We start from the raw sequence: 14,738 nt of genomic DNA on the forward strand, positions 1-14,738 counted from the left end.
CAATAAGGGATATGAATTAGAATTTTAGTAGGTTTCAATAAAAAGATCATTATTCTTATCGGATGTATATCTATTTCGACTTCCAAAGGATATGGTAAGATAACCTTAGTAATAGAGATTTTATTCCAAATGCTTAAATCAAAGACCATTTCATAAAAAAAAACAAATTAGTAGGGGGAGTTCGATTGACCAACATAGTGGTCTTAACTGGAAATGGTTTATCTGTTGCTTTAAATAGTGAATTTTCTCTACCCAATATAACCAAGAAATTTTTTGATCGTTTAAATCCAGAACATAAAGCATTTATAGAACATCACATGTTGGATAAAAACAATAAAAGTGATTTTGAAGAATGTATAGCTTATATTGAAAAATTCTACGATGCTTTACATATCCACCAATCCTTCTTTAGAAATACTTTGCATGGAGATAGATTTATTGATGCTAATGGCTTGGAATTATCCGAACTAATGAAACATGAGAACTCCATACGAGAATCTATCAATCTGTATATGGCCCTGATTCTTGAAATTATAAATGGAAATGTAAAAATCCATCAGATTAATATGAAACTTCAGGGTTTTGTTAGTTGGCTCACTTCCATCATAAAGGACGAAAATGACGTGGATTTATTCACTTTAAATTATGATCTACTCTTAGAGACAATACTTCTGAACGCTTTAGATAAAAATGGATTTATGGAATATTATCATCAAGCTGGACCGTGGTTTGCAGTAAGTAATGAGATGCCTCGTTATTATTTCAATCCTGAGAAAGTGAAAAAAAGCAAAAAAGATTGTAAAACTAAGTTGTATCATTTGCATGGATCTTTATCTTCATTTAAAGATATGAAAAACAATAAGATTTTTAAAATAAAAAATGAAGTAATAAGAAAACATAATATATATAATAGAATTGCAGAGCTTGATATCGTCCCTTCAATAATAACCGGTGGACGGAAAAGTGATAAGATACAAGAAACACCTTACAATTTTTATTATGAAGAACTTGTAAAAAAGATGAGTGATATGGAGCAACTTTGCGAAGCTTTGTTTGTCATCGGATACAGTTTCAGGGATGAGCATATTAACATTGCAATTGCTGAAAGAATAAAGATTGCCACACAGTCTATAGATCCACGTCCTTTAAAATTCGTTATAGTAGATTATGCCACAACTCCAGAGGATAAGGCATCATTTATTAGACAAATTAATTCTGCATTAGGATTAGAAATAGGAGCTAAGGGAAGATTCATTGAAAACGATTCAAGGGTTTTATTTGATGGTGCTAACAGTATCAATTTTTACAGCCAACGCAGTGAATAGTATCACAAATAGGCCGAAATCTTGATGCCAATCCATTGTTAGGCTGGGTCCTATCGTGAATTCCTAAACATTATCAGAAATCAGTGCGGAGTATAGATGACGAAAAATCTTCGAAGAAGAGTATCTCTGAGGTTTTGTAATGAAGTTAGAATTGACAACAGAAAAAGGTTATAAGTACATTATTGAAAGACATAGACATATTCCTGAGACACTTGTAAGAATGAAAAGGTCTGACTACTTGGAGAATCTTGCTATTCGTTTTTAGGGCTTCCATCAAAAGAGTGTAACTTCTATCAGCTCGATTATCAGGAGTTAGATAATATGTTTTCTGAAAATAAAAGTGTCATACGTTCGAGTCGTGTATTCAAAATGAATCTTTATTTCTATATTGATTGGCCAATAAAACATTATAAAGGAGACTACTTAAGACTGTCTCCTTTTTGTTATGTCCATATGCCAAGATTCTGGGCAGTTCCAAAGGCTCTTATGGGCAGTGAAGATTTAGTGATGATCAAGATTAAAGGTCAAGGATAGCGCTTTCTATGAAGAAGTATCGGAGATACTCGGTATATCAAATGAAAGATCTATGAGATGGTAAGAACGAGTCAAATCCCACACATAAAGGTTGGGAGTTGAGTAATATTCCATTTCTGTTCTCCGAGAATGGATGGGCGCAGCAATGTTACACGTAGAGGTCCATTACTAAATCCATTGCCTTCAGATAGGAATGATCCGAACGATGGGCTAGTTGATACACGATTTGAAATACATTTATCTGGTGAAACCATTCGATTTATTCAGACAGTCCTGGTGCTCCAAAAAGCCGAAATAAAGAAGCCCTTAGATGATGTTTTCGATGAAAGTGCAACGAAAAGTGTTTACAAAGATAGACCAGAAGATTTAGAAAAGCGAAGATTTTATGCCAAAGGCGGTACCATGCCCTGGAGGGCGGTTAATAACTTTTGGATAATCCTTACCTAAAAAAACGATCCTATGCGGTACCTATAAAAAAGAACACCTCTTCCCAGTGGATCCTTCTTCTGAGCGTACAACTAAGAATATATACAGAGTGATGCTGAATATACAAAATAATCAGCAGGAGCGAAGAGAGTTAAATGGAGCATGTGAAACTAGTTTTCGCATGCTTTTGGTATGTACGCCTAACATGGGCGTCATCTCTAGGGTTACGCCTAGCCAAGCTAGGCACAACTAGCCGGTGCAAGTCCGGTCGAGGTAAGAACCAAGTCACCTCGTAGCTGACAGGCAACTGGTGGAGAGATCCTAAGGTTGAAGCCCTGTGACAAAGTAACTCCCTATGGAGTGCGAGCAAAACAGCAGACCCTAACATAAAGTGAATCCTGCCACATCGTCAAGATAAACCCGAAAGGGACAAGAGAGCGTCGAGTCTCAATCCTATGGGCGAAGACCATGGAACGTGTGAAGAACTTGGAGTTGCAGCACGGAAGAACTCTCCGGTGTAAGGGGATCGGGAGTCAGCATAAAGAATATTGGAGAAACATCAGGAACGGAAACTGTTCAAATGTATATCAGGGATGTCATTGGAAGCGTCGTAAGACCGCTCAGGGAACTAAAGCAAAAAGGAGAAAGTACAACCGTATCATTTACCATTACAGAAGATATGCTGAAATTTTATGGAATCAAGATGAATTACACAAGTGAGCCTGGGCAATTCATTGTTTATATTGGAAGTGATAGCACAACAAAGAATAAGAAAGAATTTATATTAGAACCTGAGTTTGAATGACGAGCACAAATGTATTGATAAAGAGGGCTGGATTAATCCAGCCCTCTTTACGCTTAAATCTATAATCAAAACAGAATTATTAGTATGCCGGCATTTGCTGTGTGATACAGTGGATACCTCCGCCCCAAAAATTAACGGCAAGTGGGTCGATTTGAACGATTTTATACCCCGGGTAAGCCGTCTGCATCGTTTTCTTGAACTGATCATCCAATGTCTTCACATGTTGCGGGAGGCCTTCCCGCCAGTATTTCGGAATAAGAACGACCTGATTCGAGATTAGAAAGTTCATATAGCTTACCGCAGGCACTTGATAAACCGTCTCACCGGCTTTAATACCAAAATGGCTGTATTCATCATCATTCGCAGGAACGATACGTTCCTCCCAGAATAATGCTAAATCAGGATTCTCTACTTGGATTACGGTGAAAGGTTTACCGTTTGCATCCGTTGCATTTCGCAGAGTTTCGGCGGCCTCTTCATACACATGATAATCAGCTTTTCCTAGTGGGTGCCCGTTTAAGGCCGATTTAGGATATGAAGCAACAAGGACTGTATTTGGATTAATGAACCTGGCTACTTCGTCTATATGGCCGTTTGCCCCGCCGCCAAAATAATTGCCGGTCAGCGGCTTATTATCGGGCGAACGCCGATCTTGTAAAGGGCTGCGTTCCAGCCATACGATCTTTTTCTGTCCGTACATCCGTAAATATTCTGCTTCAATTTCAGCAAGCGTCTTACCGGGATTACGCTGTAATGCAGTATCCTTAAAAGTAAGCAGAACTCCCTCGCCATTTACCTCTAAGCCACCGCCTTCAGCAACAAAGCTGGAGGTAATGGTCTTCATTCCCAGCTTCTTGGCCATAATCTTATCTACGCCTCCGCGGGATAGCGAGTAAGGTGCTCTTGTTGTATCTACTCCGTAATTATTCCAGTTAAAATCAGCAATGAGCGGTTTTCCGTCAGTCGTCTTTAAGAATAATGGCCCGGGATCGCGGATGAAAATATTGGCTCCTCCATACATATGGAACTGCACTTTTGATTTATCAATTTTATATGAATCCATCCAGGTCATAGCTTCTTTTTTGGCAGCTTCATTCTCGACAACAAGATCGATACGTACTTTCTTATGTAGAGCTGTAATGATTTGAATAGACACTTTGTTGGGTTCAACACTACCCGACCATGCCAGCCATACCGACTTCTGCTTTTCCCATTCAGCCGGATAGGTGTACCCGTAATCAGAACGTTCTGAAAAGGCCATCGTTTTATAATCGGCAATTGTTCCTTGGGCATGCATCGAAACGGGGAGACATAAGGTTCCAAGCAAGGCTACCATCAGTGTTTTCTGAGCAATTTTTTTCATGTTTGACCCTCCAATGATTTAATAACCACATCCTGTGATAAGTTGATTATAGTTTTCGCCTGTGTAGTTTTTGTGTCATATAATATTACACAATTCTATATTTTAGTGGTTTCGTTTTAAAAAACATCTTGTGTGGTCGAATGTTTATGTAATATTATATTACATAACTTATCAAACTCATCATCCAATGGAGGCAATGAATTATGAGCCAACGTACTTTGTTGATCGTTGAAGACGAAGCCAGATTGAGACAAGTCATAGCTGACTACTTTTTTCAAGCGAAATGGAATGTGGTTGAAGCAGAGAATGGGCGTGAAGCACTCTCGTTACTGGAAGAGAATGTTATAGATCTGATCATTACCGATATTCTGATGCCAGTCATGGATGGATGGGAGCTGTGTACAACTGTCCGGCGCAGATCAAACATTCCGATTATTATGTTGACTTCTAAATCCGAGGATGAAGATAAGCTTAGGGGATATAAAATGGGCTCCGATGATTATATTGGCAAACCATTCAGCCCAATGGTGTTAGTGGCTAAGGCCAACAATCTTCTGGATCGTACAGAAGGTTTTATCTCTTCAAGCGAGTCGGTGATTAAGGGCACCGAGCTCGCCATTAATCGCCCTGCACATGAAGTCAAAATTAACGGAAAGGCAATTTCACTCGGACCGAAGGAGTTTGATATACTGCTATATCTTGTAAAGAACCGCGGGATTGTACTGAGTCGTGAAAGTATCCTTAATCAGATATGGGGATATAATTATGACGGTGATATAAGGGTAGTAGATACCCAGATCAAACGGTTGCGGGCAAAAATCGGTAACGCGTCAGATTTGATTCAAACCATCCCTCGATACGGATATAAATTTGAGGTTAGAGCATGAATGGTAAGAGTGTTATAGTTAAGCTTTTCACATTAACATCTTCCGTTTTTATTGTATTGTTTCTGCTGATGTACGTGGGGCAGCTAGTATTCTTTGAAGACTTCTATAAGTACCGGGAACTAAAATCCCTTGAAAAAAATACACGAGCATTTGCTGATCAATACGAAAAGAGTACAGACGAGCTCAATAGAATTAACGCTTTGTCAGCATTTCTCAATGACAATAAAGCCCAGATTGTTGTTGTGGACAAAAGCGGGAATTATTTGTTCGATAATCCATTCAAGATTGTTATTACTTTGGAAAATGGCCAAGAAATTACAATTCCTCTATACGTGTACCCGCATTCCGGAGAACTGGAGAATACAGGGTTAAAGATCGGAGACACCATTTCCGTAACTGGTCTTTTTCAGTATGAGGGAAATAAAGAGATATTTTATTCAACACAAATTACAAAGAATGATGGCGCCCTGATTTCCAGGAGAACAGAACATTCACAAACCAGCATGCAGGTACTGACCGGAAGGATTGTCCATATCATTCTACCGCGGGCGGATCAGTGGAATATACGGGAGGGGATCCTTAACTTTGCGATTATAGGGAACTTTCCACTGGCTGATACTGAGCTGCAGATGCTTGAATCGGGAGAGGCGATTACTAAAGAATGGACTGAACCATGGAGTAACGCAGAAAATCTCATTCTTCTACACCCTATATTGGAAGAAGGGAACTTATCCAGCATAGCTATGGTCGTCTCTTCAGTAGCTGAGTTAGACACAACTTACGCCTCGCTTAGAATTTATTATCTGTACTTTGGTGCGGGCGGTATTTTACTCATACTACTGTTATCGGTGTTCTATTCAAAGGTTGTGGCGAAACCACTGCTGAAGATCAATGATATGGCTAAAAGATTAGAACGCATGGACTTTTCTGTAATTACACCTCTGCAGTGTAATGATGAATTTGGGATGTTGTCTCGTAATTTAACCAGTCTCGCCGGCAAACTGGATGTTGCCCTCTCCCAGCTGCGTGAGATGAACAGTCAATTGCTCTCTGATATTGAACAAAAAGAGCAACTTGAGCGGATACAACATGCTTTCATTTCGGATATATCTCACGAACTTAAAACACCTTTGTCCATCATTCGAAGTTATGCTGAAGGATTAAGGGATAGGGTAGCTGAGGATAGAAAAAGGTTATACACCGATACGATTATCGATGAATGCAAGCGGATGGAAGAACTCATTCTCAATATGTTGATGTTAATGCGGTACGATTCGGAGATGAACTTGTTTCACCCTGAAGCTTGTTCATTAAAGGAACTGTTGGAACGGGTTATCAGATTGATGAAAGAACAGCTTAATGGAAGTGAGCTGGAGCTCGTATTTAAGGCAGAGCAGAACTATATCGTGTATGTAGATCCTGTGTTAGTGGAAAGGATTATGTTAAATTTAATTAGTAATGCCATTCGGCATGCGTATCCTGAAAGTACAATCACTATTAGTGTAGAGGAGTTTTCGTCCCAAACCGTACGCGTTGCTGTAAAGAATCAGGGGAATTCGATTGCGGAAGAACACATGCAGCGGATATGGGACCGTTTCTATCAAGTTGCAGAGAGCAGAAGCCGGAACATGTCAGGCTCAGGTTTGGGACTGGCAATCGTAAAACAGATTGTAAATGATCATGGTCAATCCTGCGGCAGCTGTAATACGGATGAAGGGGTTGTTTTCTGGTTCACTCTAGAGATGTTCTTGGAAGAGGAATAAATGAAACATAGGGTAACCAGATAATTTCTGGTTACCCCTGTTTCATTTCAATTACCAGGTTAATAGATGTGAGTATCTTAAGGCGTTAAATCCACAGAGGCAATTTGAGCAGAGGTATTTCCATGAATATCTTTGGCCAGGGCAAGAACATGTAATGTATCTGCCTTAAAGGCATCAGGCCGATTATATTTAGCAGTTGACAATGTGGATGACCAATTGGCGAGATTTTGCTTCGTCTCTACTCGAGTGCCATTGACATAGACACGGAGCTCAGCAATCTTACTCTGATCGGTGACTGATCCGTTTAAGACAAGATCTTCCTCTTTGATGGCAGCATTCAATGTTATTACAGGAGTATCTTTCTCGAGCCGCTTAGCAGGAGTGATTGATGTTTTAGAATTGTATGAAATGGTCTCATTCTGAAGCGGAGGCGTACGAGTTGCAATCGGACGGTTGTGCGATGCCTGTTCATAGGAATATGCATATGTGAGCAGATCATTGTCGGTATAAGCTGCACCTGCCAAGGTTAGATTGACAGGCATGCCCGTATCCTTCATCACCCCCATACTTACAGACACACTTGGAATTCCATATTCACGTAGAACATAGTTCGTATTGGAGAAATAGTTACCATTCTCCCAGGCTTCGTCATAGGAAGACTCATTCACGTCTGCATCCGACTTGCCGATATTTGAATTGGCCGGGAAGGCGATGAAATCAAGTTCTTCTTTTTTCATCCAATCTTCAAAGTCAATTTTCCGGACCTTTTCAAGCCCTTGCAGTCCCTCGCTAAATTGTGGTATTTGTTCATATGGAGTAACTCCTTGTTTAACAGTCTCGATTAATGCATTATATCTGCCCAGGTCATTGCCCTGTTTGGCATCGACTGAATCAGGAGGATTCGGGAAGACTGTGGCCGGATCGATATTAGCCCAGGATGGGAAGTTCGGATCTTCAACACTTTTGAGGAACGTTTCAACTGCATATGGATTGATTAAGCTAAACTCTGTTCCTATCCAATTGGCCGGTAGCAGCCCCCGCTCCTCCGGTGTTATTGCTGTAACACGATCTTGCTCGCTGTTTGCTTGGAGCGGAAAATCCACTTCTACAATTTCTGCCCCCAGCGCAGTTAAGTCCGCTACTGTTGCTTCCCACAATGCCAGAATAGAAGGCCTGATCTCTATCGGCTTGGTGCCTCCATAGTCTTTGCCGATATAAATTTTCGGAACACCAATACGCTTACCTTTCAAAGCATCTGTATCCCTCAGTTCGAGATAAGTATCGGGACGAACACTGCTGACAGAAGGTAACTGAACTGCATCTTGCTCACGCCAAAGGTCACCTTTAGTGATATGGTCTTCAACCACAAGAACGTCCAGCAAGCGAAGCATATCTTCTACAGTTCTAGTATGGGGAACGACAACATCGCGGATCGGGAAAAGCGGCCAATTGCCGCGGATTGAAATCAGACCGCGTGAAGGTGTGTAAGCAATCAATCCATTGTTGGAGGCTGGTGATCTTCCGGATGATACAGTTTCTTCTCCCATTCCAAAGGCAGCAAAGTTGGCAGCCGTGGCGACAGCTGAACCATTTGATGAACCTGAGAACCATGCGGCTGCTAAATAATCTTTGTTATATGGACTTTCAGACCGGCCATAGATACCTCTTTGCATTCCCCCAGCTGCCATTGGAGGCATGTTGGTTTTACCGATCAGTACACCGCCGGATTCACGAATTTTCCCGACTGTAAAAGCATCGTCCTTTGCTGTTAAATTTTTAAAAGCGGGGGATCCTGAAGCCACAGTAAGCCCTTTAACCTTGTAACTGTCTTTAACTGTGTAAGGGATTCCTTGCAATGGACCGGTAACAATACCCTGAGATCTTAATTGATCCGCTTTTGCAGCTTCTTCTAATACATTGGGATTGAGCACGGGGATAGAATTGAGCATGATTCCGCTTGTGTCATAGGCGTACACCCTATTCAAATACATAGCAGTTAGTTCGACACTCGAAAGTGCTCCGGATTTCATAGCGTTCTGCATCTGAGCGATTGTCGATTCTTGCAGCCGGAAGGTGACTTGAGGAGCAGGAGCCGAGGTGGTTGTGTTCAGGGAGACAGTTGCAGCTGATGCAACCGGAGCTGCGGTGAGAGTCAGAATCATGCCGGCAGCGATCCATTTTGGATACCGGTTGAATTTAGATTTCTCTTTTGATTTTGTAGGAAGTTTTCGCAATGCTTGTCACTCCTTTTTAATGGTATTCATTCATTGTAAAAGGAGGTTTTGGAATTTTTGTGTCACATTTCTTAACATTACAGTAATAGTGTATCAAACGAATGCACTGTTTCAGACTTGAGTTTATGTTGTTATCACTAAAAGCTGGATCTCGTAACTCGCTTCATCAAGCGGTCAGACATACGTTCCTTCAGGTACTTTTTTTGAGTTTAATTTTTGATCCGGCTGCTCAAGAATAATGAAAATTTCGGAGACCGCGGAAGAGGGAGCTAAGCAAGGAATAGTCCCCAAAGGAAAAGACTATAGAAAATTTATTCAATGTAGTTAAGGCTTTAAAGTGGTGGAGAAGATTGAATGATGTGCCGAAATATCCAAAGGGTTATCCTTTTGAACATTTGATAGGCTTATGTTGCCCTGATGATATCAGTAGTGTCGGACAAGGAGTAACTGAAGTTTTAGAGGCTATTGTTAACGATCACCCAACAAAGCCTTTTATGGAAGACCATGGTGTACCCGAGCATGACGTTGTGGGAAGGGTTACTCCTGAAGAATACGATGAGTTCTATAAGCTTATCCAAGAAGTAGCTGTAATTGCTGGAAAGGCTACAGATGCGACCACAGTAAAAGAAAGTGCAGAAGAATGGAATAAACTCTTTGGTTCTAAATTCCCTACATCAGAGGCAACAACCGACAAGAATAACAGGGCAAGTGTTGGATTTTCAAAAAGAGAAAATCCGACAACTCCTAATATTGTAGGTGGACGTTTCGGATGATTAAATCAGTCCCTGAACGTATAATTACTGGATGTATTCAACTTGAAATTATAGATGGGTGCCAGCAGCTAGAAGAGGTGTATTGGTTTGAAAGGTTTCAGAGTTGGGTTCTTCATTTTAGCTTAAAGGTATCTGGGCTAGATATAAACTCATCGATACCCCAAACGACGCAGTGGTATATGCTTATAGATCCCCTTTATCCAAGGGGATCTATAAGCATATTTCCCGATAAAATTAATAGTATAACCCTTATCTATAAACATATGAATGAAAACATTGAAAAGGATCACCTTCATTGGAGGTTAGGGAAGATTTGCACTGATTGGGATACCGGTCAACTGGAATTACTGTCTGACAATGACGAGCTCATGGATGTAGAACAGCGCATTAATTGGCATGTGCAGCGACTGAAACAATGGCTGCTTGCTGCTTCAAATGATTCTTTAGCCATACCAGGAGACTATTTCGAATTACCTCATACTCATTTCGAACCGAAGTTTTCAGTGGTTTTTGCAGAAGAACGAATAATAATGATTATAGGGAAACAAGATGGTATATATGAGTCATTTAGTTTGGGAACTAGCGACATATCATTTTGAACATTGGTTAAACATTGCGAATATTTACGCTAAGAAAAAGATTAGGCCTAAGCCCAACTTTGATTTTGAATACGATTACAATTCAATAGTGATTTTTCCAAAGAGAAGTAACAAGCTTGAAAAGCACTCTTTTAATGCATTAACTTGGGGAGAATTAGAATGCCCTTATATACTTAACAAAAAAAGAGATCTTGAGGAAATTTCACATCTGCCAATGAGATTAGCAATTACGAATGGTAATGAAGAAGATAAAAAGGCAGCGGAAAAATATCTTAGAAACTTACGCGTATTATCTGCAATTCGTTAAAGTGTAATCACCAATAAAATTGGGAGATCTTAAAAACACATACACGTAAAAAGTCGCCAAGTTGGTGGCTTTTTTGTGTTGACGATATAAAGCTTCAATAAAAAAATAATCTATTTATTTGGTAAAAATCAACTTTTTATTGTACTCTGTGAGAAGAGTACATTGTAGGGAGATTAATGACATTAATGTGGGCACATTATTGTCATTGGACATTTTTTAACGGGGTACGATAGAACTACATGCGTATATGCTCATATATACATGTGTACAAAATACGGGTTTTGTGAACATGATTTCCGGATTTAAAAAGAAACCTCAATTATTACAAGGTTTCTTCAATCTTTCATATTTTCTTGTACCCAGTTGTATTCCAATTCAAGTCGTTGCAATAACTCTGGATTATCTGCTTCAGCACGTTTTCTCATATAGTCCAAATCTAGACTTTCGAATTGACTCGACATTAAATACCTTGCCCATTCAAGACTACGTGCGTCGGACCAGAATTCTGCTGCGTTCAGACGATCCATAATTAGATCTTCAACACCAATGACATAACAATAACCATCTGGTGTATTCAATTTCACAATACGATCTTTCGAACCTGCCAGATCATTCGATGGGATCTCGATCGGAATATCCATCTCAGTTACGTAATGAAATCGTCCTTCACGTACAAATCCTAGACGATCAAATAAATCACGAGCAAGATCATCACGAATCATAACCAAGTCTATATCAGCTGTCTTATAACTTCCAGATGTATACAATTCTACGGCATGTCCACCAACTATTATTGCCGGATCCGCACCTAAATCATCTAAAATAGGAGTAATTAACCCCATGACATAAAACTCTTTTAAATCACTTTTCGATGGATCAGAAGCTATTTCAGAAATTCTAGTCTTAACCGTAGCGATTCGCTCTCTCATGTCTTCCTTATCTAAGCGTTCCACCGATCATCACCTAAATTCTTAGCGTAGTGTCCACTCACGTTCTTTAACAATCTCGATTCTTCCAGAATCTATTGTCTTCTTGAATTTGTTCCGAGCGCTTTGCATTAGAATAACCATCTCATCTTCAGGACGTATTTTGCGAGATGCAGTAGTCTTAATGACTTTCAACCGATCACGATTATTGTTTGGACGCACGACATCCAATAAGTTCATTTCACGCATACGATACACTCCCTTTTACCTTGAGATTTATCAACTATTGCTACATCTCTACCCTAATTCATTATACGCCGAAAATCAATACAAAGTACGTTATCCACCCAAATAGGACATTTCAGGTTTGTTGACATGGATTATGGTGTTAGATAACCTTTCCTCTGAGTAGTGATCATCTCGCTTACTCCACACCTTGCTAATCAGATCCATCAATTGCTCATCACTAAACCCCTCTCTCAGAGGTGTCCGAAGATCGGTACCTTGAGATGCGAACAAACAAGTGAATAGGCGTCCTTCTGCAGATAAACGAGCTCGCGTACAACTCGAGCAGAAAGCTTGAGTTACTGAGGAAATTAATCCAATCTCTGTATCAGTTCCTACATAACGGTAACGGCTGGCTACTTCTCCATAATAATTAGGTTCTATCGGTTCCAATGGCATAACTGCATGGATTTGATCAACTATGAATTGATTAGGTACGACTTGATCGAGTTTCCAACCGTTACTATTTCCTACATCCATATATTCGATAAATCGCAACGTGTGACCTTTTTCTTTGAAGTAGTGAGCCATGGGGATAATATCGCTATCATTGGTTCCTTTTTTGACAACCATATTGATCTTAACGGACATACCCGCCTTGGATGCAGCTTCTATTCCTTCAAGAATAGGTTTCACTTGGTATCCAACACCATTCATCGTCGCAAACCTATCATTATCTAAACTATCTAGACTTACCGTGACTCTGTGTAGTCCTGACTTATGAAGGTTCCCCGCTAGCTTAGATAGCAAGGATCCATTCGTTGTTAAGGCGATATCTTTGACTCTATCTATCTCATTAATCATAGATACAAGCTTCGGAATATCTCTTCTAAGTAGAGGTTCTCCTCCGGTAATACGAATTTTCTCCACGCCCAGTTGCGTAAAGATGCTAGTCAATCGAGTCAGTTCTTCAAACGTCAACAATTTCTCATGACCTAAAAATGCATATCCTGCCCCAAATATCTCAGCTGGCATACAGTAACTACAACGAAAATTACAACGATCCGTTACCGATATTCTTAGATCACGAAGTGGCCTTTGGAGCTGATCCTTAACTGTAGTATTCTGGGTCATTCAATATGGCCTCCTCTCCAGGTGCCTATTCTTCTTTTCTCTGTTGTGAGTATTATATCATGTTTAGGTTCTTTTTTTATAACGAGATCTTGATCGGTATTGCAATGGTGCACGTGCCGGGTAACGCGCAGGAAAGGAAAACATATGCACCAACATTGTAAAGGGAATTGAGGCGAATAATAGAAAAGCAACGATAATGTGTATTTGGAAAAGGAGCGGAACATCACTCATCAATTGGTATTCTGGTTGAAAGATGAACAAACTCCTAAACCATGGGCCTATTGTAGTTCGATATTCGTAGGAGGTAACGGTAGTATTATAAATAAGAGTCATATACGTTCCCATCCCAGCAATGATTAGAAGCATGATTACTGCGAAGTAATCGCCAAAGTTGGCATGCATGCGTACACGGTTATTCGTTATTCTCCGAATGAGTAGGAAAATAAGTCCTGCAACAACCATTAAGCCAGCTATTCCGCCACCTATTATAGCGAATAGATGATATAACTCATCTGATACACCAAGGGCCTCGTACACGCCACGGGGGATTAACACACCCATAACATGACCGCCAAAGGCAAATATAATTCCCCAATGGAACATCCTAGAACCGATTCGAAGCCACTTTTTCTCAAAAATCTCTGTGGATGGTGCTGTCCATGTCATCTGGCGAAAGGCGAATTGGTACAGTAGCCCTACGATCATAATGGCTAAAGTGATATATGGAAAGATGACCCACCAAAAGATATCAGCCATGATAAATCTCCTTTCATTGACACATTTTCATGTTAGACATAGGGTTATTAGGGTTATCTGTTTTGGCCATACCATCCATACCATACAAGATAGGATATGGCATATCTTCCATATCCGTATGTTCCCTCGATTGCTCCAACTTCTGTATGTCTTCGGCTGTAGGTTCACCTAATACATCACTAACAATTAACTTGTAAGTAGATTTATAAGGATGATCCTGAGGTAGATTCTTTGCAATCCGATGGGTTGCGACTGAGAGGCGAAGCTGAATCGCCTTTAAATGAACATTATCAGGAGCAACAGCAATTAATTCATAAAGAGCTGGCATATAATCAGCCAACTCCCCATCAGCTAGTTCGAATCCAGCATCAGCGATGATGTGTTGTAGGAGAATGAGGGCAGCTCCTCGATCTCTACTGTCTCCAAGTTCATGTGCGGTTAAGTAAAGTCCCGTACTTTCCGTCCAATCAAATGTCGTTACATATGCTTCTCTAAGCACTTGGAGAGATAGTTTATATAGAGGTTCTAATGCTTCAAGCAACCGATCTTTGACATCTTCTTGCTGAATTTCATCTTGGATCGTTTGAAGTAAATCGTCTTTTTCATCAAAGAAGGCATCGTCTGGGTATCCGACAACACGCGATACAATGGCTAAGATCAAGCGTTGTTCTTCATTCAAAG

Annotated in this window: 14 protein-coding genes; 7 read left to right on the top strand and 7 right to left on the bottom strand. The window is 40.2% G+C overall.

Annotation, left to right across the window (positions count from 1 at the left end; genetic code table 11):
• Window positions 1-185: 185 nt before the first annotated feature.
• Both LPB68_RS01215 and LPB68_RS01230 read left to right on the top strand, forming a co-directional pair.
• Window positions 186-1,325 (top strand): SIR2 family protein, encoded by a 1,140-nt coding sequence (locus tag LPB68_RS01215; protein WP_068658637.1) that lies wholly within the window; start codon window positions 186-188, stop codon window positions 1,323-1,325.
• Between the two features lie 1,540 nt (window positions 1,326-2,865).
• Entirely contained in the window at window positions 2,866-3,090 is a 225-nt protein-coding gene (locus LPB68_RS01230; protein ID WP_068658631.1) for a fibronectin type III-like domain-contianing protein, read from the top strand.
• Window positions 3,091-3,169: 79 nt separating this feature from the next.
• On the opposite strand, the gene LPB68_RS01235 is transcribed toward LPB68_RS01230, so the two are convergent.
• Window positions 3,170-4,453 (bottom strand): agmatine deiminase family protein, encoded by a 1,284-nt coding sequence (locus tag LPB68_RS01235; RefSeq protein WP_068658629.1) that lies wholly within the window; start codon window positions 4,451-4,453, stop codon window positions 3,170-3,172.
• A gap of 203 nt (window positions 4,454-4,656) precedes the next feature.
• On the opposite strand from LPB68_RS01235, the gene LPB68_RS01240 reads away from it, so the two are divergent.
• Together LPB68_RS01240 and LPB68_RS01245 are read left to right on the top strand one after the other, a co-directional pair.
• On the top strand, window positions 4,657-5,340 hold the full coding sequence (locus LPB68_RS01240) for a response regulator transcription factor (RefSeq protein ID WP_068658627.1): 684 nt from the start codon (window positions 4,657-4,659) through the stop codon (window positions 5,338-5,340).
• Window positions 5,337-7,103 (top strand): sensor histidine kinase, encoded by a 1,767-nt coding sequence (locus LPB68_RS01245; protein ID WP_068658625.1) that lies wholly within the window; start codon window positions 5,337-5,339, stop codon window positions 7,101-7,103. Before LPB68_RS01240 ends, LPB68_RS01245 begins: the two co-directional genes overlap by 4 nt.
• 77 nt (window positions 7,104-7,180) lie before the next feature.
• Here the strand turns inward: LPB68_RS01245 and LPB68_RS01250 are convergent, their stop codons facing one another.
• Window positions 7,181-9,337, bottom strand: coding sequence for an amidase (locus tag LPB68_RS01250; RefSeq protein WP_068658623.1), 2,157 nt, complete (start codon window positions 9,335-9,337; stop codon window positions 7,181-7,183).
• A 350-nt stretch (window positions 9,338-9,687) separates the two neighbouring features.
• Between LPB68_RS01250 and LPB68_RS01255 the strand changes: the two genes are divergently transcribed.
• From LPB68_RS01255 to LPB68_RS01265, 3 genes are read left to right on the top strand one after another with little or no spacing between them, the layout of a single operon-like run.
• Window positions 9,688-10,110: a hypothetical protein gene (locus LPB68_RS01255; protein ID WP_068658621.1), complete on the top strand. Its 423-nt coding sequence runs from the start codon at window positions 9,688-9,690 to the stop codon at window positions 10,108-10,110.
• On the top strand, window positions 10,107-10,709 hold the full coding sequence (locus LPB68_RS01260) for a hypothetical protein (RefSeq protein WP_068658619.1): 603 nt from the start codon (window positions 10,107-10,109) through the stop codon (window positions 10,707-10,709). The genes LPB68_RS01255 and LPB68_RS01260 overlap by 4 nt, the downstream gene beginning before the upstream one ends.
• A complete protein-coding gene (locus tag LPB68_RS01265) occupies window positions 10,669-11,016 on the top strand; it encodes a hypothetical protein (protein ID WP_068658617.1) in 348 nt (115 codons plus the stop codon). The genes LPB68_RS01260 and LPB68_RS01265 overlap by 41 nt, the downstream gene beginning before the upstream one ends.
• Window positions 11,017-11,351: 335 nt before the next feature.
• On the opposite strand, the gene LPB68_RS01270 is transcribed toward LPB68_RS01265, so the two are convergent.
• The 5 genes from LPB68_RS01270 to narJ all read right to left on the bottom strand — a co-directional run bounded on the left by LPB68_RS01270 (window position 11,352) and on the right by narJ (window position 14,736).
• Complete coding sequence (locus LPB68_RS01270) at window positions 11,352-11,969, bottom strand: hypothetical protein (RefSeq protein WP_068658615.1); 618 nt, start codon at window positions 11,967-11,969, stop codon at window positions 11,352-11,354.
• 18 nt (window positions 11,970-11,987) lie between these two features.
• The gene (locus tag LPB68_RS01275; protein WP_068658613.1) at window positions 11,988-12,191 is read right to left on the bottom strand and encodes a hypothetical protein; all 204 of its coding nucleotides are present in this window, start codon (window positions 12,189-12,191) and stop codon (window positions 11,988-11,990) included.
• Between the two features lie 90 nt (window positions 12,192-12,281).
• Window positions 12,282-13,301: a GTP 3',8-cyclase MoaA gene (gene moaA, locus LPB68_RS01280; protein WP_068658611.1), complete on the bottom strand. Its 1,020-nt coding sequence runs from the start codon at window positions 13,299-13,301 to the stop codon at window positions 12,282-12,284.
• 63 nt (window positions 13,302-13,364) lie between these two features.
• The gene (narI, locus tag LPB68_RS01285) at window positions 13,365-14,057 is read right to left on the bottom strand and encodes a respiratory nitrate reductase subunit gamma (RefSeq protein WP_068658608.1); all 693 of its coding nucleotides are present in this window, start codon (window positions 14,055-14,057) and stop codon (window positions 13,365-13,367) included.
• A gap of 13 nt (window positions 14,058-14,070) precedes the next feature.
• Window positions 14,071-14,736, bottom strand: coding sequence for a nitrate reductase molybdenum cofactor assembly chaperone (gene narJ / locus LPB68_RS01290; protein ID WP_068658606.1), 666 nt, complete (start codon window positions 14,734-14,736; stop codon window positions 14,071-14,073).
• Window positions 14,737-14,738 lie beyond the last annotated feature (2 nt).

Origin of the sequence: Paenibacillus crassostreae (genome assembly GCF_001857945.1) — a bacterium.
GTDB lineage: Bacteria > Bacillota > Bacilli > Paenibacillales > Paenibacillaceae > Paenibacillus_AQ > Paenibacillus_AQ crassostreae.